Source organism: Methylomonas sp. EFPC1 (genome assembly GCF_016925515.1).
Taxonomy (GTDB): Bacteria; Pseudomonadota; Gammaproteobacteria; order Methylococcales; family Methylomonadaceae; genus Methylomonas; species Methylomonas defluvii.
The window spans coordinates 3242470-3264306 of the sequence record NZ_CP070494.1 but is presented as its reverse complement, the minus strand read 5'-3'; the positions used below and the strand labels follow the sequence as shown (position 1 = coordinate 3264306).

15 protein-coding genes are annotated in these 21837 nt (G+C 52.0%); 10 read left to right on the top strand and 5 right to left on the bottom strand.

Annotation, left to right across the window (positions count from 1 at the left end):
• Window positions 1–112: 112 nt before the first annotated feature.
• The gene (gene katG / locus JWZ98_RS15045) at window positions 113–2335 is read left to right on the top strand and encodes a catalase/peroxidase HPI (protein ID WP_205450708.1); all 2223 of its coding nucleotides are present in this window, start codon (window positions 113–115) and stop codon (window positions 2333–2335) included.
• Window positions 2336–2532: 197 nt separating this feature from the next.
• Here the strand turns inward: katG and JWZ98_RS15040 are convergent, their stop codons facing one another.
• Window positions 2533–3186, bottom strand: a complete 654-nt coding sequence (locus JWZ98_RS15040; RefSeq protein WP_205450707.1) for a DUF2076 domain-containing protein — start codon at window positions 3184–3186, stop codon at window positions 2533–2535.
• A gap of 414 nt (window positions 3187–3600) precedes the next feature.
• Window positions 3601–4122: a hypothetical protein gene (locus JWZ98_RS15035; RefSeq protein ID WP_205450706.1), complete on the bottom strand. Its 522-nt coding sequence runs from the start codon at window positions 4120–4122 to the stop codon at window positions 3601–3603.
• A 317-nt stretch (window positions 4123–4439) separates the two neighbouring features.
• Between JWZ98_RS15035 and JWZ98_RS15030 the strand changes: the two genes are divergently transcribed.
• From JWZ98_RS15030 to JWZ98_RS15010, 5 genes are all read left to right on the top strand, one after another.
• On the top strand, window positions 4440–7211 hold the full coding sequence (locus JWZ98_RS15030) for a bifunctional diguanylate cyclase/phosphodiesterase (RefSeq protein WP_205450705.1): 2772 nt from the start codon (window positions 4440–4442) through the stop codon (window positions 7209–7211).
• A gap of 117 nt (window positions 7212–7328) precedes the next feature.
• Entirely contained in the window at window positions 7329–7958 is a 630-nt protein-coding gene (locus JWZ98_RS15025; RefSeq protein WP_165786408.1) for a biliverdin-producing heme oxygenase, read from the top strand.
• Window positions 7959–7982: 24 nt separating this feature from the next.
• Window positions 7983–11231, top strand: a complete 3249-nt coding sequence (locus JWZ98_RS15020) for an EAL domain-containing protein (protein WP_205450704.1) — start codon at window positions 7983–7985, stop codon at window positions 11229–11231.
• Between the two features lie 190 nt (window positions 11232–11421).
• Window positions 11422–12138 carry a YebC/PmpR family DNA-binding transcriptional regulator gene (locus tag JWZ98_RS15015; RefSeq protein ID WP_205450703.1) on the top strand — a complete coding sequence of 239 codons (717 nt, stop codon included), beginning with the start codon at window positions 11422–11424 and terminating at the stop codon, window positions 12136–12138.
• A 204-nt stretch (window positions 12139–12342) separates the two neighbouring features.
• Complete coding sequence (locus tag JWZ98_RS15010; RefSeq protein WP_165786410.1) at window positions 12343–12498, top strand: hypothetical protein; 156 nt, start codon at window positions 12343–12345, stop codon at window positions 12496–12498.
• 151 nt (window positions 12499–12649) lie between these two features.
• Here JWZ98_RS15010 and JWZ98_RS15005 read toward each other — a convergent pair whose 3' ends face one another.
• Window positions 12650–14431 carry a GspE/PulE family protein gene (locus tag JWZ98_RS15005; RefSeq protein ID WP_205450702.1) on the bottom strand — a complete coding sequence of 594 codons (1782 nt, stop codon included), beginning with the start codon at window positions 14429–14431 and terminating at the stop codon, window positions 12650–12652.
• Window positions 14432–14664: 233 nt separating this feature from the next.
• Here JWZ98_RS15005 and JWZ98_RS15000 point away from each other — a divergent pair, with 233 nt between their 5' ends.
• Complete coding sequence (locus JWZ98_RS15000; protein WP_205450701.1) at window positions 14665–15630, top strand: VacJ family lipoprotein; 966 nt, start codon at window positions 14665–14667, stop codon at window positions 15628–15630.
• A gap of 150 nt (window positions 15631–15780) precedes the next feature.
• Here JWZ98_RS15000 and JWZ98_RS14995 read toward each other — a convergent pair whose 3' ends face one another.
• Window positions 15781–16071, bottom strand: a complete 291-nt coding sequence (locus JWZ98_RS14995; RefSeq protein ID WP_051669617.1) for a hypothetical protein — start codon at window positions 16069–16071, stop codon at window positions 15781–15783.
• Between the two features lie 316 nt (window positions 16072–16387).
• Between JWZ98_RS14995 and JWZ98_RS14990 the strand changes: the two genes are divergently transcribed.
• Both JWZ98_RS14990 and JWZ98_RS14985 read left to right on the top strand, forming a co-directional pair.
• Window positions 16388–16777 carry a hypothetical protein gene (locus tag JWZ98_RS14990; protein WP_205450700.1) on the top strand — a complete coding sequence of 130 codons (390 nt, stop codon included), beginning with the start codon at window positions 16388–16390 and terminating at the stop codon, window positions 16775–16777.
• Between the two features lie 62 nt (window positions 16778–16839).
• The gene (locus JWZ98_RS14985; protein ID WP_205450699.1) at window positions 16840–17637 is read left to right on the top strand and encodes a flagellin; all 798 of its coding nucleotides are present in this window, start codon (window positions 16840–16842) and stop codon (window positions 17635–17637) included.
• 128 nt (window positions 17638–17765) lie between these two features.
• On the opposite strand, the gene JWZ98_RS14980 is transcribed toward JWZ98_RS14985, so the two are convergent.
• On the bottom strand, window positions 17766–20477 hold the full coding sequence (locus JWZ98_RS14980) for a cation-transporting P-type ATPase (protein WP_205450698.1): 2712 nt from the start codon (window positions 20475–20477) through the stop codon (window positions 17766–17768).
• A gap of 201 nt (window positions 20478–20678) precedes the next feature.
• On the opposite strand from JWZ98_RS14980, the gene JWZ98_RS14975 reads away from it, so the two are divergent.
• Entirely contained in the window at window positions 20679–21830 is a 1152-nt protein-coding gene (locus JWZ98_RS14975; protein WP_033155759.1) for a hypothetical protein, read from the top strand.
• Window positions 21831–21837: the final 7 nt, after the last annotated feature.

The window sequence follows — 21837 nt, the reverse complement described above, 5'->3', positions numbered from 1 at the left end:
TAGGGTGCCGTTGCAACTAAATGCCGCTACAGTTAATCCCGTGCGGTCTTTAAAACGAAAAAAACAACGGCTGGTTTTTATCTTAAATCACAACAAGGAACAGAGGTGCACCATGACAAGCAAACAAATTTTCCTGGCTTCCACATTGGCGCTAGCCATATCAGCAGCGTTGACCGCCACACCGGTGCAGGCCGAGCCGGAACCGACCATGAACAGCTTCTGGTGGCCGGAGCAACTGAATCTGCAACCGCTGCGGCAGAACGCCGCCGAATCCAACCCCTTGGGCAAAGCCTTTAATTATGCCGAGCAATTCAAAACCCTGGACTTGAAAGCCGTGAAAGCAGACATCGCCAGCGCGCTGCATACCTCCCAACCGTGGTGGCCGGCTGATTACGGTAACTACGGGCCGTTTTTCATTCGCATGGCTTGGCACAGTGCCGGGGTCTATCGCATCTTCGACGGTCGCGGCGGTGCGTCCGGCGGTCAGCAACGTTTTGAGCCGCTAAACAGCTGGCCGGACAACGTCAATTTGGACAAAGCCCGCCGCCTGTTGTGGCCGGTCAAACAAAAGTACGGCGCCAAACTATCCTGGGCTGACTTGATGGTGCTGGCGGGTAATGTTGCCCTGGAAGATATGGGCTTCAAAACGCTGGGTTTTGCCGGTGGCCGCGCCGATGATTGGGAGGCCGAAGTGGTCAATTGGGGCACGGAAAAGAAATTTCTGGCCGACGAACGCCACGACGGCAAAGGCGAGTTGGCTAAACCGCTGGCTGCTGTGCAAATGGGCTTGATTTACGTCAACCCGGAAGGGCCGGGAGGTAATCCCGATCCCTTGGCCGCGGCCAAGCATATCCGCGAAGCGTTCGGCCGGATGGCGATGAACGACGAGGAAACCGTGGCGCTGATCGCCGGCGGCCATACCTTCGGCAAGGCGCACGGTGCCCATAAACCTGACGATTGCGTCGGCAAAGAGCCGGCCGCTGCCGGCGTTGAAGAGCAAGGCTTAGGCTGGGCGAATAAATGCGGTGCCGGCAACGGCGTCGATACCGTCAGTAGCGGTCTGGAAGGTGCTTGGTCGACCAACCCCACTCGCTGGACCCACGACTATCTGACCTGGCTATACACCTTTGATTGGCAACAAACCAAAAGTCCGGCCGGTGCGACGCAATGGATACCTAAAGACGGCAAAGGCGACAACTTTGTACCGGATGCGCATGACCAGACCAAACGCCACCCGCCGATCATGTTTACCACCGATATTGCTTTGAAAATGGACCCGGATTACCAAAAAATTTCCAAGCGCTTTTTGGATAATCCCAAAGAATTCGAGGCGGCCTTCGCCAAGGCCTGGTTCAAGCTGACCCACCGCGACATGGGGCCCAAAGCTCGCTATGTTGGTGCCGAAGTGCCGGCCGAGGATTTCATTTGGCAGGATCCGATTCCGAAAGCTGATCATAAGCTGATCGACAGCAAGGATGTTGCCAAATTGAAGTCTACTATCCTGGCCTCGGATTTGACGATTCCCGAGTTGGTGAAAACGGCCTGGGCGTCCGCAGTGACCTTCCGCGGAACCGACATGCGCGGCGGGGCCAACGGCGCGCGGATTCGGTTAGCACCGCAGAAAGATTGGGAGGTCAATGATCCCGCCGAAATGGCCAAAGTGCTGGCAAAACTGGAAGCCGTCCAAACCGAATTCAACCGCTCCCTGAAAGGCGGGAAAAAAGTGTCTCTGGCCGATGTGATCGTGCTGGGTGGTTCGGCAGCGGTGGAAGAGGCGGCCAAAAAAGCCGGTTACAAGGTGCAAGTGCCGTTTAAACCCGGGCGGATGGATGCGGCGCAAGAGCAAACCGATGTCAATTCCGTTGCGGTGCTGGAGCCTAAAGCCGACGGTTTCCGAAATTACTTTGGCAAAGACAATGCGCATTCGCCTGCCGAAATGCTGGTCGAACGCGCTAATTTTCTGACCTTGAGCGTGCCGGAGATGACGGTGCTAGTGGGCGGCATGCGGGCCTTGGATGCTAACGCCGGCCGTGTTAAACACGGGGTGTTCACCAGTCGTCCGGGTACACTCAGCAATGACTTCTTCGTTAATTTGCTCGATATGTCCACGAAATGGAGCAAGTCAGCTACCGAAGGCATTTATGAAGGACGGGACCGGACCAACGATCAAGTTAAATGGACCGCCACACCCGTGGATTTGATTTTCGGTTCCCACTCCGAGTTACGGGCGGTGGCGGAAGTCTATGCCTCGGCAGATGGCAAGGAAAAGTTCGTGCAGGATTTTGCGAATGCCTGGGCTAAAGTGATGGAATTGGATCGATTTGATAAACGCTGAGCTTGGCTTGCAAGGCACCAAATTTGGCCGAGATTGGGTCAAGTCGGGTGCCTTGCGCAAAAAGACCTTTCATCGTCAACTTAACAGACTAGCGTCAACCCCTGTCGCTTGTGCCAAGTGTCACCATCGTCCGTCATAGAGCAAAAGTAAAAAAGGGCAATCCAAAGATTGCCCTGTGAGGGAGAACTCAAGGTGAATCAAATCCAGTCGGAGTCGTCGCTTTCGTCCGGCACGCTGTAGTCTGCGTCGCTAAGCGAAAAATCGTCACTATTATCCAAGTTGGTTTGCTGGATGGCGTCGTCGCCGTAATAGTTATTGACCACGGTTTGTTCCTGAACGCCGCTGTGCTCGCCCAGTGCTTGCTGGCCCAAGGCGTTGGAACCGTGATGCCCCATCAGACTTTCGATGCCCTGGAATAAAAACGAACCGGCTACGACACCGGCTGCTGTGGTCGCGACATTGCCCAGAAAACTGCCGCCAGCGCCACCACCACCGAAAAAGCCTGGCGATTGCGCGGGAGCAGCAGCTCTCGGCACTTGATAATTGCCGACACCGGGCACCGCACCGCTATTGTTAGTGGGTTGAGCCCAAGGATCGTTGCCCAGAAACCCGCTACGTTGTGAGCTTGCACCGGCTTGCAATTGATTTTGCAACTCGGCGATTTGTGCTTTAGCCGCAGTCAAAGCTTGATCCTGCAACAAGGCGCGTTGGACCAGCAGATACGCGGCATCGGGTTGTTTGGCCACCGCATCTCTAATCAACGCTTCGGCCTCGGCATCTTTTTGCGTGAGCTTAACTTCGTTCAGTTGATTCAGAAACTGGCTGAGCTGGTTGCGTTCCTGTGAATTCATTCAATAACTCCTATCGTGAAGATATAACCCGGCTAACTGCCGGCATGGGCAAAGACTTCAAAATGGCTGCAAAGTTTCCTTCACAGTTGGGTGAAGCTACAGAAGTTTCAATAGCCGGATCGAAATAATTACCCGTGATTCAGCTTCGAGCTGTCTATGCGGTGTGGATTTCGGCATTCCTCATGTGCCAAAGAAGGTATGCCGACCTGACGATTTTGAGGATATACGAGGTACTCAGTAGAAGCAGCTTGCTAATCAGGTAATTTATTGGGTTTACTGCTCTTTCGGTATTCTTGGGGTTACTCGCAATTGTCAGTCAAAATTACCCGAGGGTTTCCCGCTGTAATGGTCGCCGATTGGCTTGGCTTAGGGGGAAATTAACCAAGCCAACAGGCTACCGTATGGCCGGATCGATTATTTTACCAGGGTGCCGGTGCTCGCCGGTCCGGGGATAGACATCTCGCCCGGGTTTTGCGGGTCGTAATAAATGTCAACGTAAGGTCCGGTAATTGCCGGCTTTACAATAGCTCTCAGCCCAGCGTTTTCACAATCCGGGTTATCCGTAAATGTCGCGGCGACTTCCGCCGCGCAAGCGTCGGGTTGCATCGGAATCGCAGGAAGATTCAGATTAACCGCACAGCCTTGGTCCGGGCCTGCTACTACTTGATTGTTATCCCAACGCAATACATCCCAGCTAACCGCTAAGGATACGTCCGGTTCAGGGGTGCCTTTGCAAGCCGTCGTCAGTGGGCAGCGCACTGAGACGGGATGCTCTCCAGATGAAAAGTGTATGCCGCACGCAATCACTTGCGAGCGTGGCGGCACTTTGGAACCCAGCCCCAACGGGCCAGCCTGACTGAGCGGGCTAACGAGACAAGCTAAAAAGCCCAATTTCGCACAGTGTTGCAAAATCTTAGATTTAGTTGTTGTGGTCATGATCGACTCCCGATTAATGTTTAAGGGATTTATTTCACCCGTTCCTAACTGGATATAACGATTTTCAAGGCCCGGGCGACTAAGCCATGTTTCAAGCATTGTCACGTTCCTACTGTAGGAGGGTCGGTCAGCAGAATCAGTGAGCTAGTAAACTCCGAGGATGTGAAAAGTTTCATTGATTTGGCGCTTTCTAGCCTTGGCTATTGGCTAAAAGATCGGCATCGTATATCCCGGCGCGCGGCGGTCGAAATAAAAAAATTCTTATATCTGGCCGGATTAGGGTAAGAAGCAATCCGCTTACGTTCTCGGAAAAACGTATGCGAAAAACAGCATTGCCTGTTAATCCGGTTAGCGTACAATCCAGAGTGCTTATCGATAGTCGTTTCAAACCCACTTCAATCGTTAGTCAGCAGCCGGCCGCTAAATCATACGTGAGCAGTAACCCGAACAAACAAGCAGCAATTCAAGCGGCACAGCTGCGGCAACTGTTTGCGGCAAGCAATGTGTCATTGATCAGCAGTACGCTACTGGCGGCGATTCTGGCCTATATGCAGCGCGACATGATTGCGGCCCCCGTGGTGCTCAGTTGGTTGACGCTGATTGTGTTGGTGGCGGTTTCCCGCACTTTGCTGGTCAAGGCTTATCGATCCGCCGCGCCAGAAGTCGGGGAAAGCACTCGGTTCTGGATGAAAAGATTTCGGATTGGGGTGCTGGCCGTGGGCTTGGTGTGGGGAGCGGCCGGTTTTCTGATGTTTCCGGCCAACAACTCGCAACATCAACTATTCCTGGTTTTTATGCTGGCGGGTTTGTCGGCCGGCGGCGTGGTGGCATTTTCCGCCGATCTGCTCAGCGCGGTGCTATTTTCTTTGAGCTCGCTGCTGCCCATCATTGTTCGCTTGTTCATGTCAGGCAATGGATTGTTTGTGGCGATGAGCGTGGCAGGGTCTTTATACCTGTGCTTCATGGTGATCAGCTTGCGTCGTATCAATCTAAGTATCACCGAGAATATTGTGCTGCATCTGGATGCCGCGGAAAGAGAGGAGGCCATGCGTATCAGTGAGCAGCGCTATCGCTTGTTGCTGAAACACTCGCCCATCGGTATTTTTCATTACGACACCGATCTGATCGTTACTTACTGTAACGAACCGTTCGCTGCTATTTTGCAGAATACCGTCGATAACATTGTCGGATTGGATATTAAGGGGTTTAAAGGCGGTTCAATACTCGCCGCCTTGCATCAGGCATTGAACGGTGAAAAGGTGAGTTATGAAGGCGAATTCCGGCCGGCGCTGGATGCCGCCGGCATAGTGATAGACATGATCTGCGCGCCGTCGCGCGACGGTGCCGGCAAAATTGTTGGCGGTATTGCGATTATTCGGGACATCAGCGAGCGTAAGCAGGCGGAAGAAATGCTGCGTATCAGCGCCATCGCCTTCGAATCGCAGGCGGCGATGATCGTCACCTCCCCGGACGGAGTGATCCTGCGGGTGAATCGGGCCTTTATCGCGCTGACCGGCTACAGCTCGGAAGAAGTGCTGGGCCAAACGCCGCAAATGCTCAACTCCGGGCGCCACGACAAGGGCTTCTTTGCGGCTATGTGGACTATATTGCAGGAGACCGGCCATTGGCAAGGCGAAATCTGGAATCGCCGCAAAAACGGCTTGATCGTCGCCGAATGGCTGACGATAGCAGCCGTAGTCGCACCCGATGGCCGCATTACCCATTATGTCGGTACATTTTCGGATATTACCGAGAACAAGGAGGCGGTGGCGGAAATCCACCGTTTGGCTTATTACGATCCTTTAACCCATTTGCCTAACCGGCGTTTACTGCAAGATCGTTTGGGCCAGGAGTTGGTTGCCGGCGCTCGCAACGGCCTATATGGTGCGATTCTGTTCTTGGATCTGGATAATTTCAAGACGCTTAACGACACGCGCGGGCATGATGCCGGTGACCAGTTATTGGTCGAAGTGGCGCGGCGTTTACGCACTAGCGTGCGCGAATGCGACATCGTCGGACGCCTGGGTGGCGATGAGTTTTTGGTGTTGCTGGCGGATTTGAGCGCCGATGTCGAGCTTGCCGCGATGCAAACCAAGCAAGTCGGCGAAAAATTGTTGGACGCGTTGGCTCATCCTTACGATTTAAATGGCTATGAGTTCCATTGTTCGGCCAGTATCGGCATTCGCTTGTACCGCGATCATGAGGGTGCGGAAGAATTACTCCGGCACGCCGATCTTGCCATGTATCAAGCCAAAATTGCCGGGCGCAATACCGTGCGCTTCTTCGATCCGAGCATGCAGGCGTTGGCCACGGCTCGCGCCGATTTGGAAAAAGATTTGCGCCTTGCTCTGGCTCATAATCAGTTCAAGCTGTATTTTCAACCGCAGATGTATCGAAACCATCAAGTGGTGGGCGCCGAGGCGCTGTTGCGTTGGCAGCATCCGGAACGCGGATTGGTATCGCCGTTGGAGTTTATTTCCTTGGCAGAAAAAACCAGTTTGATTCTGCCGATTGGCCAGTGCGTGCTGGAAGCCGCCTGCACGCAACTGAAGCAGTGGGAGGAACATGCCTATTCGCAGCAGTTTCGGTTAGCCGTCAATGTCAGTGCGCGCCAGTTTCGATCGGCGGATTTTGTCGAACAGGTGCGGCGGGCGCTGGATAACAATGGCGTTAACCCGGACTTGCTGGAACTAGAACTGACTGAAAGTCTGGTACTGGAGAATATCAACGACACGATCTTGAAAATGCATGCACTCAGAGAGATAGGGGTGCGCTTTTCGTTGGACGACTTCGGTACCGGATACTCGTCGTTTTCCTATCTGACTCAGTTGCCGTTCGACCAGTTAAAAATTGACCGCTCCTTTGTGCATAACATCGGTGTCAAGACCAGCGATGCGGTGATCGTGCAAACCATCATCGGCATGGCCCATAACTTGGGGATAGAGGTGATTGCCGAAGGGGTCGAAACCGATGCGCAACGTTTGTTTCTGGAACAGCACGGCTGCCACGCCTGTCAGGGATTTTTGTTCAGCAAGCCGGTGCCGATAGACGAGTTTATGGCCTGGAGCCGGCGTTTGCCCAAGTGTTAACCCAGCCTGTCAATGTAGCCGCTCCGGCTATCAGGTATGCACCTGGCCTTCAGCGGAATTGTTGGTATATTCCTGTTTACTGCCGTTTTTACTAAATTGGGTTTGCCGGGGCTCCGAATGAAATCGTCCGATACACATCCGCACAATTCCCGGCTGGCAGTCCGCGAGGCTTTGAAGGCAGCAAGCAATGACTATCACAACCGGTTAAATCAGCATAGTTTGCTGGTCGGAATCACCCAACCAGACTATTCGCTGGCTAAATACCGAAAGCTGCTGTCCGCTTACTACCATCTCTATCAGGCTTTGGAACAGCGGTTAATTGCCTTTCAGTCCTCTCAAGACTGTCAATTCGACTATTCTCAACGCCTTAAGTTGCCTTGGATTTGCCGCGATCTGGCGTTTTTGGGGATAGACCCGCTTAGGGAATACAACATGGCGCAAAACCTGCCGGCACCGCAGGTAGCCAGCATGGGTGAATATACCGGGGTTTTATACGTGATAGAGGGATCGATGTTGGGTGGACAGCTTATTTCGCGTAGCCTTGAGGCCTACCACGGTTTAAATGGCGAAGCCGGCGCTTGCTTTTTCCGCGGTTATGGTCAGAACACCGGGCCTATGTGGCAAGATTTTCTGCGGTTTGCGGAAAACCTAGCCGGTGACGATGACCAGCGTTCGGCTGCCGAGCACGCGGCCTGCCAAACTTTTCAATTTTTTATTCAAGTACTGGATGATTATGCCTATTCGTAAGTTACACGTTCTCCGCCCGGTCTAATGGATGATATTGATCAACAGGCGTTGCAACAAGCCCTGGAAAAGTGCGCGGCAGAGCCCATTCAACAAATCGGGCAGATTCAGCCGCATGGCGCCTTGTTGGTTTTAAGCGCTGATCGTCCTTACACGGTATTGCAGGCGAGCGCCAATATTAGCGAATTTTTCAGCGAATTGACCGGCGATGTTTACGGTAAACCGCTTCAGGAGTTGGTCGGCGAAAAAATTGCCGGGCAAATCGAGCAAATGTTTCAATCGGCGCAGAGTAAAAACACTGCCGCCGGGAAACTCAGCATTCCCCAGCGCCAGGGCCCTTTTGATCTACAGGCCCATGCTTATTTGAGTGACGGGCTATTTGTGCTGGAACTCGTGCCTGATCACGACGCCGACCAGGAAGGGCGATTGTCCGAATTGCTAATGGAAATGCAGGAATCATTGCTGAGATACGACGCGAATAGCGATTTCTCGCGCTATTTCGATGATGTCGCGCTGTTGGTGCGGCGGATGAGCGGCTACGATAGCGTGATGATCTATCGGTTTGACTCTAATTGGAACGGTCAAGTGATCAGCCAAAATAGCGTGGATCATGCGCCATCCTACCTTGGGTTGCACTTTCCGGCCAGTGACATTCCGCCACAAGCGCGGCGCCTTTACACGAGTAATCTGGTACGCTTGGTTGCCGATATTGATGCCGAGCCGGTGCCCATTTTACCTGGCCTCAATCCCGTAACCGAAAGGCCCTTGGATATGAGTTACTCGGCGTTGCGTTGCCTGTCGCCGATACATATCCAGTATTTGCGCAATATCGGTGTGCAGGGCTCAATGGTGATTTCTTTGCTGCAAAACGGCCGATTGTGGGGATTGATAGCTTGTCATCACTTCACGGCAAAACGTGTGTCGATTGCTCAACGCGAAGCGGTGACGTTTATAAGCCGGATGGTGTCGTCGAAATTATCCTCGATTGAGGCCTTGGAGCAGTACAACTGCGTTGCCAGCGCTAACCATGTGATCGGTGAGTTGCTGAATTATATTTTTACCGATCACGAGCAACGGGTCTTGCAAAGGTTACTACCGCCATTGATGGCGTTGCTGGATGCAACCGGGATATTAGCTGTGGTGGAAGGTAAGCGGCATGTTTACGGCGAGGTGTTGAAACCTGCAGATCTAGGGGCATTATTGCTCTGGCTGGGCAAACAAGCCAGCGGCCAGATATTTAGTTCTGATCATCTTGCCAATGATTTTTTACCGGCAGAAAAATACCAGGAAATAGCCTCAGGGATATTGACCACACCGCTGCCCGGCGATATGCGCAATGTCATAGTTTGGTTCAGACAGGAAAAGCCGCGCACCGTAAGCTGGGCGGGCAAGGCCGAGAAAGGCTTGGTGATGGACAAAAGCGGAAACTACCAACTGACACCGCGTAAGTCATTTGAAATGTGGACGGAATTATGGCGGGGTCGCAGCGAACCTTGGTCGCCTGTACAAATTGATATTGCCCGGATGTTGGCGATGACCTTACCCGAGGGCTTGGCACAAAAAAGCCGGTTGGAGCACGCGCTGAGACAGCAACAGTTATTGGACGCGGAGCTGCGGATTGCCGCTACCGCTTTCGAGTCGCAGGAAGGCATCGTGGTTTTGGACGAGAATCGCTTGATACTGCGGGTAAACCAGGCGTTTACCCGTATTACCGGTTACCTCAGCGAGGAAGTAGTAGGCAAGAATCCGCGGGTATTGGAATTGGATTTGCAGGGTCTGGTCTATTACGAGGAGATGTGGGAAAGGGTCAATAACTCAGGGGTCTGGGAAGGTGAGATTTCTAGTAAACGCAAGGACGGTGCGGTGTTTCCCATGCATTTGGCCGTCAGTACGGTGAAAGACCCGACGGGTTGCATCAAAAATTATGTGGCCACGTTTGTAGATATTACCTCGATTAAAGCCGCTGCCGAGGAAATTGAGCGCTTGGCGTTTTATGACCCGTTGACCGGTTTGCCGAATCGCCGATTACTGCAAGATCGTTTGAAACGAGCGCTGATTGCCAGTGCGCGTAGCGGGCGGGAGGGGGCCATCCTGTTTATCGATTTGGACAATTTCAAGACCTTAAACGACACCCTCGGTCACGACATGGGTGATTTATTGTTGCAATTGGTGGCACAACGTTTGGTGGCTTGCGTGCGCGAAGGCGACACGGTTTCGCGCCTGGGCGGGGACGAATTTGTGGTGATGTTGACCGATCTGAGCGATGAAATGCTGGATGCCGGCGCGCAGACCGAAGTGATAGCGAATAAAATCCTTACTGCCTTGACGCAAACCTACCGGCTTGCCGACCACGAATATCGCAATTCGCCCAGTATCGGCGCGGTGTTATTCAACGACCATGATTCGGACATAGAAAGCTTGCTGAAACAAGCCGATATTGCCATGTACCAGGCCAAAAAAGCCGGGCGGAATACCATACGTTTCTTCGACCCTGCGATGCAGGCCAGTATCAATGCTCGGGTCAAATTGGAGGCGGATTTACACGGTGCTTTAGCGGATAAGCAATTCCAACTGTATTATCAGCCGCAAGTCTCGCAGGGTTTGGATATTATCGGTGCTGAAGTCTTAATCCGTTTTCAACATCCCGAACGCGGCTTGATTTCACCGGCTGAGTTTATACCTTTGGCCGAGGATATTGGTTTGATTGTGCCGATAGGGCGTTGGGTACTGGAAACCGTTTGCCGACAACTGAAGATTTGGGAAAGCAGCACACATACTCAACATTTGCAACTGGCTGCAAATGTCAGTGCGCGGCAGTTTAGGCAAACTGATTTCGTCGACGTGGTGCGGCAAATCATTCGAGAGAGCGATATCAATCCCAATCGCTTGAAGTTGGAGTTAACTGAAAGTCTGGTGCTCGACGATATTGATGAGACCATCCGCAAAATGCATGCGTTAAGGGAAATTGGCGTGCGTTTTTCAATGGATGATTTCGGCACCGGGAATTCCTCGTTATCTAATCTTAGAAAACTGCCTATCGATCAATTGAAGATTGATCAAAGCTTTGTAAGAGATATTTCTGTCGATCCGGACGATACCGTGATCGTCCAAACGATTATTGCCATGGCCAATAATTTGGGGTTGGACGTGATAGCCGAAGGGGTGGAAACCGAAGAGCAACGTAGTTTTCTGGAAAACCATGGCTGCCATACATTTCAAGGCTATCTCTACAGTAAACCCTTACCGTTAGATAGCTTTGAACGCTTGTTACCCTAGGGGGTTATTAACTAGTTGAGGACGGATTTGATAAGAGCCTCCTTAGAGCTTGCTCGATTAGTTTTGGAGCGAGTCCAAGCATCATTCGCAGAGCCCGACCTGGCATATACAGGTCAAAAAATTCCCACGGCAAATACTTATCTGTAGAATCGCGGTTTTTTTGCCAAGCGATCCGGGGAGCAAAAGTCGAATGGGTAGAGCGTATCAAAACCGTAAAGTTTCCATGGCCAAGACGGCTGACGCCAAGGCCAAGGTTTACAGCAAATATGGTCGGGAAATCTATATGGCCGCCAAATCCGGTGGTATCGATCCATCCGGCAACTTGACTTTGCGGGGGTTGATCGATAGAGCCAAAAAAGACCAAGTGCCTACGCATGTCATCGAAAAAGCCATCGATAAAGCCAAGGGCGGCGGCGGGGAAGATTTTGCGCCTGCCCGCTATGAAGGCTTTGGACCTGGTGGCTGCATGGTGATCGTCGATTGCTTGACCGACAATCCGAATCGCACGTTTGGCGATGTGCGGCTGTGTTTTACCAAAACCAAGTGCAAGATCGGTACGCAAGGTGCTGTCAGCCATATGTTCGATCATTCGGCAATTCTGGCGTTTAAACACAACGACGAAGATGCCGTGTTGGAAGCCCTACTCAGTGCGGATGTGGATGTGTCCGACATCGAAAACGAGGACGGCAAGTTGACCGTGTTTACCCCTCATGCCGACTACGCGAAAGCCAAGCAGGCCTTAACGGATTTGTTGGGCGAGATCGATTTTGAAGTGGATGAAATTCAGTTTATACCAAGAAGCGTGTCCCCTATCAGCGGCGACGATGTGGTGATGTTCGAAAAGTTTTTGGATATGTTGAACGACCTGGATGACGTGCAAAACGTTTTCCATGATGCCGAGTATTAAAGGCAAAACCGTTCAGTAATTTGAGATATTGCATTCAGGAACCTCAGCGTTCCTGATCCACTAAAGTGCATTGCCATTGCTTGTTTTACCGTGATAACGCGGCTATTGTTTCTTTTTGTAAAACAAACAGTATGTATTCGAGGGTATTGTTGATAAATTATATCTATCTTATAGTGTAAGCGTGTTTATTACGGAGTAACAAAAATGAATGACTTACAAAAAGATATTTTGAACGGTTTGGCTTTTATCACCGGCGTGATCGGTTTTATGTCAGGTGAATTTATTCTTTCATCGGCACTATTTGCTTCAACGACTGTTGCGAGCAACATCAACGCAAATCGGAAAAAGCGCCAGGATTAAGCTGGCTTATTATAGGGCGGTTTTATTGGCCTATATCGTTTTAGCAGGGAAATAAGGCATCGGCTTAGGCCGGGTTTTTCTGGAGTCTGCTGTCTCTTCTCGGTTTTATCCTAATCTAGGCGATCAATAAATTTGCATTTGGTCGACAGATTTAAAAATCTATCCGCTCCGGCGCCACCCGCAACACTTCCTCAATGGTGGTAATGCCGGCGGCAACTTTTTCCGCGCCACTTAGCCGCAACGGGCGCATACCTTCTCTGATCGCTTGGCGTTGCAGCAACAGTGTGTCGCAGCCTTCCACGATCAATTTTTGCAGGGTCGGCTGGTTTTCGAAAATTTCGTAGATGCCGATACGGCCGGCAAAGCCGGTATTGCGGCAGGTCTTGCAACCAACAGCTTTATAAATGTGTTTAGGGGTAGCGACTTTAAACGGCGCCACCAATGCCTGCCACTGTGCTTGGTCTACGGTTGTCGCGGTTTTGCATTGCCCACATAGCACCCTTATCAAGCGTTGCGCCATTACCCCCAAAATGGTTTGCTGAATCAGATAGCCTGGCAAGCCAAGATTTAACAAACGTGTCACCGCAGCCGGCGCACTATTGGTATGGAGGGTGGAAATCACTAAATGTCCGGTCAGCGAAGCTTGCACGGCCATTTCCGCCGTCTCCAAATCGCGAATCTCCCCGACCATAATAATGTCTGGATCTTGCCGAAGTAGGGTGCGAATCCCACTGGCGAAATCCAAGCCGATATTGGCCTGAGTCTGCATTTGATTGAAAGCCGGCTCTATTTGCTCGATGGGGTCTTCCACGGTGCATAGATTGATTTCCGAGGTGGCCAAGCGCTTCAGCGTGGAATATAAGGTAGTGGTTTTGCCGGAGCCAGTCGGGCCTGTTACCAGAATAATGCCGTGGGTCTGGCTGGTCATCCGGTTCCAAATCCCCAGCTCCTGTTTATTAAAACCGAGCTGCTCGTAATCGCGCAGCAGCACTTCCGGGTCGAAAATTCGCATCACCAGCTTCTCGCCAAACGCAGTCGGCATGGTGGAAAGTCTTAGTTCTATCTCTTTGCCGTTGCTATTTTGGGTCTTGATCCGGCCGTCTTGCGGCAGGCGTTTCTCGGCGATATTCATCCGGCCTAGAATCTTCAAGCGGCTTAAGACCGCATTCATAATCGGCATCGGTAGTTGATAAACCTTGTGCAGAATGCCGTCGATCCTGAATCGCACATTGCCTTGCTGACGGCGCGGCTCGATGTGAATATCGCTGGCGCGCTGGTCGAAGGCATATTGCAGCAACCAGTTGACCAAATTCACCACATGCTGATTGTTCACGTCCAAATCGGCGCTTTTACTCAGCTCGACCAACTGTTCGAAGTTCTGGCCTTCCGCAGTGCGGCCATCATTGTGGGTTTGCGCGCCTTTTAGCGATTTGGAAAAGTTATAAAACTCGTCCAGATAGCGTTTGATCTCGTCCGGATTGGCAAACACGCAGCGAATCTTGCCGTGGTGCATCTTCGCCAGGTCGAGTTGCCAGGCACGGATGAAGGGTTCGGCGGTGGCTACCACGATTTCATCGGCGTCGATCTTGATCGGCAAAATATTATAATTGCCGGCGTAAGCCTTGCTGAACAAGGCAGTGACCGTAGGTACGTCGATTTTCAGTGGGTCGAAATAGTAATAAGGCATAGCCAGCTTTTTCGCCAGCCATTGGGTCAAGTCTTCTTGCGTCAACGGCGTGCCGAGCTGGCTTTGGTCGGTGAGTTCGCACTCGGCTAAGACTTTTAACGGGTGCTTGTTGAGATTGATTTTGGCGGCTGCGTATTGCCGGCATTTTTCGACATCCTTGGCGGATAACATGCCGTCTTCTTCCAGCCACTTCACGATCTGGTTGATGTCCAGCTTTCTGTCTTCGGATTTGTGTTCTTCCCGCATACGCCTGGTTTGCTATGATATAAAGGTTTAGTCTAGCCAAATATGCAGGACGCTGTGTAGATTTAAAGCTTGGCGGTGGAATTTTCAGGCAGAGCATGGAACACTGCAAAAAGGCAAAGTGAGACGACGACAAGAGCTATAATAGCGAATCGATTCTTTAATATGGAGTGGTTTAAGTCTTAACCCTACAATTAAAGCTTCCAGAAACAAACTACTTTCAGGATTTTTAAGCGATGTTTACCCAATTGCATCCAGGCAAGAACCGTGCACTTTTGATCGAAGTGTGTTTATTGACCAGTGCACTGCTGCTGCCCGGATGCGCGAGTACTGAAAAGCGTGACGAGCTTTCGGTTTATGAGGCAGGCCACGCTGATCCGTACGAGGGATTTAACCGGTCTATGTACGGGTTTAACATGACACTGGACAAATATTTTTTTAAGCCGGTTTCCGATGGTTATAAATTTATTACGCCTGATTTTATGGAAACTGGCGTCAATAATTTCTTCACCAACTTGAAGGGTATTAACGTGGTGCTCAACGATGTCCTTCAGGGTAAATTCCAACAGAGCGCTTCGGACGCCGGACGCTTTTTAACCAATACCACTATTGGCGTGGGTGGATTAATAGACGTCGCCAGCGAGGTCGGTTTAAAAAACAACGTTGAAGATTTTGGGCAAACTTTGGCTGTGTGGGGAGTCGGGCAAGGTGCGTATTTGGTGTTGCCGGTTTTTGGGCCCACCACTATTCGCGATGGCGGCGCGGGCATCCTCGATAGAGCCGCCAACCCAGGTACCTACGTGCCGGGTACCGGTATTCTCGAGGGGATTAATGATCGGGCAAATGCCGAAGGGGCGTTGAACTTTATCAATGAGGCTGCTTTAGACCCTTATGTGTTTACTCGGGAATCCTTCCTGCAATATCGGCGCAATTTGGTCAACGACGGAAAAAGCGACAGCGCGAACTATGATCTCGATATCGATCCGACCGTTGATGCTGCGGCTGAATCCAAGTCTAAAAGCTCGGAAGTTCTCAAGCCATCGCTAGACACCACCAACAAGACTGAACAGAGTGGTTCACCCTCCACTCAGCCTGCCGTCGGCGCTACTGCCGATACCAATGCCTTCGACAACATGCTGCAATCGTTTGAAGAAGCTTCAAACAAGCTCGATAAACTGAGTAAGCACAGGCGTAGAAGGTGAGTAAAGACCTGGATAAGGCCCACTATGCGGCTTTATCCAGGCAAGCTGTTTTGATTGTTTAGTAACGTATTGGAGAGGGCCTTTTTTCCACAATGTACTAAGCAACGCCGCAGGGGCAATCCAGAGGTTTGTTGTTTGAGCGAATTTGATCTAATCGGATGGTGCGGAATGATCGGATACAGATTGCTTAGCGGTTTGCCGCTTTTTCCTGACAGCATAAAAGTAGGTCATGCCGGAAATGGTGCCGCATACCGTGGCTAATTTATCCAGAATAGGCGCGACGGTTACTATCAAAGGTTCATCGACCAGCCCCAACCAGACGCCAAAAGCGCTTAGGCCGGTCGGCGTGGCTATTGTCGCCGCGACAGCCGATAGCCCGGCAATGATGCCAGTCGCCATGGCGATATGTTCTACCCTAGTGGCAATAACTTCGTGGTTCATGTGGATTGCGGGCGTAGTTGGTGGACTAATCGCAACCGGGTTTCCCGGCGGCTCAGCAGAAAAATCGCCTGCATTTTAGTCAGTTTCGAGCTGCTTGTCAGCGGGAGTGGGCAGCGAATGCCGGCGAAGATTGTCGGCAATCGTTGGTGTTATCGGACTGAGGTTTCTTTGCTGCGCTGAGTGCCGGCAATATCCGAAATTGGTGTTTGACATTCCTCTGAACCTGGAGTAATACGGTGTCCTATTGGAGTGAAACCGCATGTTCATTCCGAAACCTGCCGCCAGCCTGCGGTGTATTCAGGGAGTTTAGAACGCTATGTCTTCCCTAACTGTTTCCAGTGTTAATCAATCCGGCTTTCAACAGTTGAGCGCGCTGACGGCCAAAAGAAATGCCGACCAAGCCGAGCAAATGGCGCAAGCCTTGAGAAAACAGGCGGATGCCGTTCAAGCTCAAGCCGACCAATACGCAGCCAAAGCTCAGGCGCTCGATTCCCAAGCCAGTAAGGCCAAGGTGAACTCTGACGCTGCACACTTAAGATTGAATCTGTCCAACGCTTTTCAAGATGCAGGCGCGCAGTTAACTAAGACTATTCAGAACGCTGAGGTAAGACCGTCTACCTATTCGCAAACCGTGGCGGGTATAACGACAACTTCTGCGGCTGATGACAATAAAGCAGTGGGGAGTTCAATAGACATCGTTGCTTAGCCTGATTACCGTTCAGTTAGATAAGCAAGAGGCCGTCAAAAAACAGTAAGCGAGGTGACATCATGTTGTCGTCAATCAATACTAACAACCTGGACAAATCCCAAAGTCTGATCCAAACCAGCATCCAGCGCCTTAGCTCCGCGAAGCGGATCAATTCGGCCGCCGACAACCCTGCCGGGTTGGCAATTGCCGATGCCATAAGCAGTCGCTTGGGAGGGCAAAACCAAGCAATCGGCAATATCGGCAAGGGTCTGTCGCTCACGGATACAGCCGGTAGCGCATTAACTCAGGTAACCGACAACCTACAACGCATTCGTGAACTGACGGTGCAAGCCGGAAACGGCTCTCTGTCGGCCGCTGATCGGCAAAGCCTTCAGGACGAGATCAACGGCTTGGGTAAAAGCATTGATGGTATCGCCGGCAACACCCAGTTCAACGATCAAAAACTGTTGGACGGCAGTTTTTCCGGTCAATTGCAAATCGGCCCCAATCCCGGCGATACCTTTGGCTTAAGCCTCAGTAATGTATCCAGCACCGCCCTGGGTGTGTCGGGATTGGATGTATCGAGCGCTGCAAATGCGTCCAATGCGCTGGATAGCATAGACAGTGCGATTAAAAATGTCGGGAATCAGCAGAGTAACTTGGCAAGTACCGCTGCAGGCTTGAATTCAAATCTGGCGAATCTGAGCAGCAGCTATCAGAATCTGGCCGAAACCCGCAGCCGTATTCAAGACACTGACTATGCGCAAACGGCTGCTGACTTGAACAAGGGAAAGTTGCAAAACCAGGTGGCTAGCTACGCGCTCAAGCTATATCAAGACAATCAAAAAGCCGCATCGGCGTTGTTAACCGGAATCTGAACGCCGTGTGACCTGCATCTACACGTCAGGTTTTGATTGTCCGCAATCGCCTATCGCTTTTCCGCTGTTTTATCGGCGCGCTGCCGCTGCTTAGGCTGAAGGATGGGTAGCCTAGTGGGCGTGATTGCTTAGTGGCGACTCAGTAAGCGCTTACGCAGTTTCAGCGGTTTTACCAGGACAGGAAAAAGCGTGAAGCGCCGCACCAACCATTTTCTGAATTCTTCCAGTAGCAGCATGCCGAGCACAAAAGGCAAGGTAAACAGCCAAACTTTGATGTCTATCGGCGCGGTGCCGAACAGCGCGTTGCCCCAGGGCGTGTAGACAATCGTCAGAATCAACGCAATTTCTAGAGCAATGCCGGACAGGATCAGTTTATTGTCCAGAATAGATGTGGCCAACAGGCCGCGTTGCCGCTGTTTGCAAATAAACACATTCGCGATCTGCATCATGATGATCGCGGTCAGGCAGGCGGTAGTGGCTTGCAGGTAGAGCGGGTGATGGTTGGACAATATCTCGCCATAATCCCAGCCGCCGCGATGCAACACAAAAAAGAATGCAGCCATTGCCGCGAGGGCTTCTAGCAGACCCAGGAAGCCGTATGCCCTGGCCAGCAAGCGCCAGTCGATCAGCGTTTCCTTGTAAGAGCGCGGCGCTTTGTTCATGGCGGATGCATCCGGTTTTTCCACGCCCAAGCCCAAAGCCGGCAGCATGTCGGTACCCAAGTCAACCGCCAAAATCTGGATGATGGTCAATGGCAGCGGAATTTTGCACAACACAAAGGCCAGATAAGGGATCAGTTCCGGGATGTTGGAGCTGAGGATATAAGTGAGGAATTTGCGGATGTTGTCGAACACCGCGCGGCCTTCCTCAATGGCGGCCACGATGCTGGCAAAGTTGTCGTCCAGCAAAATCATATCGGCCGCTTCCTTGGCGACATCGGTACCGGCCTTGCCCATCGCAATGCCGATGTCGGCTTTCTTCAAGGCCGGTGCGTCGTTGACGCCGTCACCTGTCACCGCGACCACATGTTTCTTGCGCTGCAAGGCATCCACGATCAGCATTTTCTGGTCGGCGCCGACCCTGGCGAAAATGATTTCCGGGGCATCCAAGGCCACTTGCAACTGGCTGCCCGTGAGTTTTTTTAGTCTGTCGCCGGTAATCACCTTGGGATTTTCGGTTTTGACCAAATCGATTTGCCGGGCAATCGCCACGGCGGTATGCGGATGGTCGCCGGTAATCATGATGACTTTAATGCCGGCGATATGGCATTGAGCGATGGCATCCGCGACTTCCGGCCGCGGCGGATCTTCCAGACCGACCAGGCCGCTGAAAATCAAGGCTTGTTCCGGCTCGGCTTCGACAGGGTCCGATAGGGGCCGATAGGCAAACGCCAGCACGCGCAATCCTTGGTCGGCCAGGGTTTTTAGTGCGTTTACCAGCTGTTGACGACCAGCGTCACCTAGAGGTTCTACGTTACCGTGTATCACAATGTGCCGGCACAGCGGCAGTACCATTTCCAGCGCACCTTTGCAAAACAACATTTTGCCTTGTGGTGTATTGTGAATAGTCGACAGGCGTTTGCGGTCGGTATCGAAGGGCACTTCGCCGATTTTCGGGTAATCGATGCGCATGCCTTGTTCATGTGCCATGGACACCAACGCCACTTCCATCGGGTCGCCCAGCAAACCTTTGCCTTCCACGTGTTTCAGGCTATGGCACAAAGCCGCGTTGGCTAAAAAGGCGGTGTGATGTTGCAGGCTATCGCTGCCCAATTGCTCGGGTTGCCAATATTGATTGTCCAGAAACAGCTGCTTAACCGCCATGCGGTTTTGAGTCAGCGTACCGGTTTTGTCGGTACAGATTACCGTGGTCGAGCCCAGGGTTTCCACCGAGGGCAGGTTACGGATCAAGGCATTACGCTTGGCCATGCGCTGGGTAGCCATCGCCAGCGACAGCGTCACGGTGGGGAGCAGACCTTCCGGCACGTTGGCGACGATGATGCCGATTGCGAACATGAGATTTTCCCAAAAGGTCAGGCCGATGATTTGCCCGATAAAGAAAAACACCACGCCCAACAGCAGGGCCAGCAAAGCCACAAAACGGCTGAGGCGGCGGATTTGCAATTGCAGCGGCGATTGGCCTTTGATCGTGGTTTTTAGGGTGTGGGCAATCTTGCCAAACTCGGTATGCATGCCGGTGGCAAACACCAGTGCCTTGCCTTCGCCGGCTACCACCGAGGTACCGGCGAGCAGAATGTTGCGGCTTTGGCTGATGTCCTCGACATCCGACACTTGCGCATCGCGGCCCTTGGGGAGTGACTCGCCGGTGATGGTGGCGTTGTTTACCCGCAAATTAAATGCTTCCAGCAGCCGGCAATCGGCCGGCACGTTATCGCCTTCCTGCAATACCAGCAGGTCGCCCGGCACCAGTTCGTCGGCAAATACCAAACTCAGCTCGCCGTCGCGGATCACCTTAACTTGATGCGGTAGCAGCTTTTGTAAGGCGGCGATTGCTTGCTCGGCTTGATGCCGTTGCCAGAATGAGAAACAGCCGTTGATCGCGATGACGCCCAGCACCGCATAGCCCAACGTGGCCATGCCTTCACCGGGTTGCCGGGATTCCGCGAAAAACGCCAAGCCGGCTGCCAACCATAAAATTAAGGCAAAAAAGTGCAGAAACTCTTGGGCAAACAGTAGCAACGCCGAGGTCTTTTTCGATTCCTCGATACGATTGAAACCAAATTCATGTAAACGGCCTTCAATGGCGGCATCGGTGAGGCCGTTCATGCTGGAGCCTAAACTGTCCAGAGCTTCTTCGGGGCTTAGATGGTGAATTTTCATGCTCGTAATCCGATCAGCAGAATTAGGTTCGGCAGTTTAAAACGACTCGGAGTATTTCCGGTATGCGTCGCGGTGTGTCCATCAGCTTACTTGCGTTTTGGATGGCGTAGCAGGCACACTCTCTCATTTTTGGTTTGGACAGAAAAGATGAGCTTGAATTGCTGCTATTCTCTCGCGCCTTTCGCCGTCAGGTACACGACTGTGTTGGCTTTATGTGCTTTGCAAGGCTGCTTTTCGCCGCTGGCGCTGGACAGGGCAGTTGTCGAATACGACAAGGTTGCCACCGATATTTTGTCGAAACAGTTGTTGCTGAATATCGGCCGGGCCCATCAGCACCAACCCATGCATTTCACCGGTGTTTCGAACATCGCCGCTACGTTTAATTTTCAATTCAATGCCGGCGCCACGCCGGCTTTTACCGGTGAAGTCGGTTCGGTGATGACACCGGTATTTGGCGGGACGATGTCGGAAAATCCGACTATCAGCATTGTGCCTATTGAAGGCGAAGAGTTTACCCGGCGCTTGTTGACACCGTTTCAGGAAAGCAAGCTGACCATGTTGTTGCGGCAAGGCGTGGACGTGGATTTGGTGCTGCGTCTGCTTGCTGGCGAGCTGCGTCTAAACGGCGGCGAGCAGGCTGGCGTGTACTTGAACAAACCCATGGATGGTGACGGTTATAGGCTGTTCCGCCAAGCCGTGCTGCATTTGTCGTCCATTCAGGATAGCCATAAGTTGTTTGTGGAACCGTTGATATTCAATCGCAGCTGGAGTCTGCCTGCCGAATCGCTAAACGCCGAGCAATTGGCTGCTTTGCAAAAAGACTATAAAGTGGAGTTTAGCGCAGACCAAAAGCAACTGACCTTAACTAAGCGGGTGACCGGACGAATCCTATTGACCAATTACGATCCCGTAACATTGAGCAACGAAGAGCGTTTGCGTTTGCATGAAGAAGCCGATCAAGGCGCCGAGAACGATGTCAGCGTCGATATTCGAGCAGGCTATCCTGGCGGCGAGTGGCCGCTGCATGGCGTGTTTCGTTTGCGCAGTTTTCACAATGTATTGAATTTTATCGGTCAAACGATAAGCGACGATCCGGAGTATCCTGTCGATAAACATCCGCAAACGCCTTCGGTTAGAGAGAATCCTGCGCAAACCATGGCCTTGCTGGTTAGCGAAGACGAGCCGTCGTCAACCGATATTAGCGTGCGTTTCGGCGACAATTATTATGCCTTAGAGCCGGAAACCGGCTATCAATGGAATCGGGAAGGTTTTAGATTGTTATGCCAGATTTTTCAAATGACCATGACCGATTTGGCGCGCAAAGGTGCGCCGGAAATCACCATTTCCAAATAAACAGGAG

What these genes read in the sequence shown, in the direction of transcription:
- JWZ98_RS15030 (WP_205450705.1), top strand. Translation starts at nt 4,440, where the DNA reads ATGCGAAAAACAGCATTGCCTGTTAATCCGGTTAGCGTACAATCCAGA.
- katG (WP_205450708.1), top strand. Translation starts at nt 113, where the DNA reads ATGACAAGCAAACAAATTTTCCTGGCTTCCACATTGGCGCTAGCCATA.
- JWZ98_RS14980 (WP_205450698.1), bottom strand. Translation starts at nt 20,477, where the DNA reads ATGAAAATTCACCATCTAAGCCCCGAAGAAGCTCTGGACAGTTTAGGC.
- JWZ98_RS14990 (WP_205450700.1), top strand. Translation starts at nt 16,388, where the DNA reads ATGTCTTCCCTAACTGTTTCCAGTGTTAATCAATCCGGCTTTCAACAG.
- JWZ98_RS14985 (WP_205450699.1), top strand. Translation starts at nt 16,840, where the DNA reads ATGTTGTCGTCAATCAATACTAACAACCTGGACAAATCCCAAAGTCTG.
- JWZ98_RS15020 (WP_205450704.1), top strand. Translation starts at nt 7,983, where the DNA reads ATGGATGATATTGATCAACAGGCGTTGCAACAAGCCCTGGAAAAGTGC.
- JWZ98_RS15040 (WP_205450707.1), bottom strand. Translation starts at nt 3,186, where the DNA reads ATGAATTCACAGGAACGCAACCAGCTCAGCCAGTTTCTGAATCAACTG.
- JWZ98_RS15015 (WP_205450703.1), top strand. Translation starts at nt 11,422, where the DNA reads ATGGGTAGAGCGTATCAAAACCGTAAAGTTTCCATGGCCAAGACGGCT.
- JWZ98_RS15010 (WP_165786410.1), top strand. Translation starts at nt 12,343, where the DNA reads ATGAATGACTTACAAAAAGATATTTTGAACGGTTTGGCTTTTATCACC.
- JWZ98_RS14995 (WP_051669617.1), bottom strand. Translation starts at nt 16,071, where the DNA reads ATGAACCACGAAGTTATTGCCACTAGGGTAGAACATATCGCCATGGCG.
- JWZ98_RS15035 (WP_205450706.1), bottom strand. Translation starts at nt 4,122, where the DNA reads ATGACCACAACAACTAAATCTAAGATTTTGCAACACTGTGCGAAATTG.
- JWZ98_RS15000 (WP_205450701.1), top strand. Translation starts at nt 14,665, where the DNA reads ATGTTTACCCAATTGCATCCAGGCAAGAACCGTGCACTTTTGATCGAA.
- JWZ98_RS15005 (WP_205450702.1), bottom strand. Translation starts at nt 14,431, where the DNA reads ATGCGGGAAGAACACAAATCCGAAGACAGAAAGCTGGACATCAACCAG.
- JWZ98_RS15025 (WP_165786408.1), top strand. Translation starts at nt 7,329, where the DNA reads ATGAAATCGTCCGATACACATCCGCACAATTCCCGGCTGGCAGTCCGC.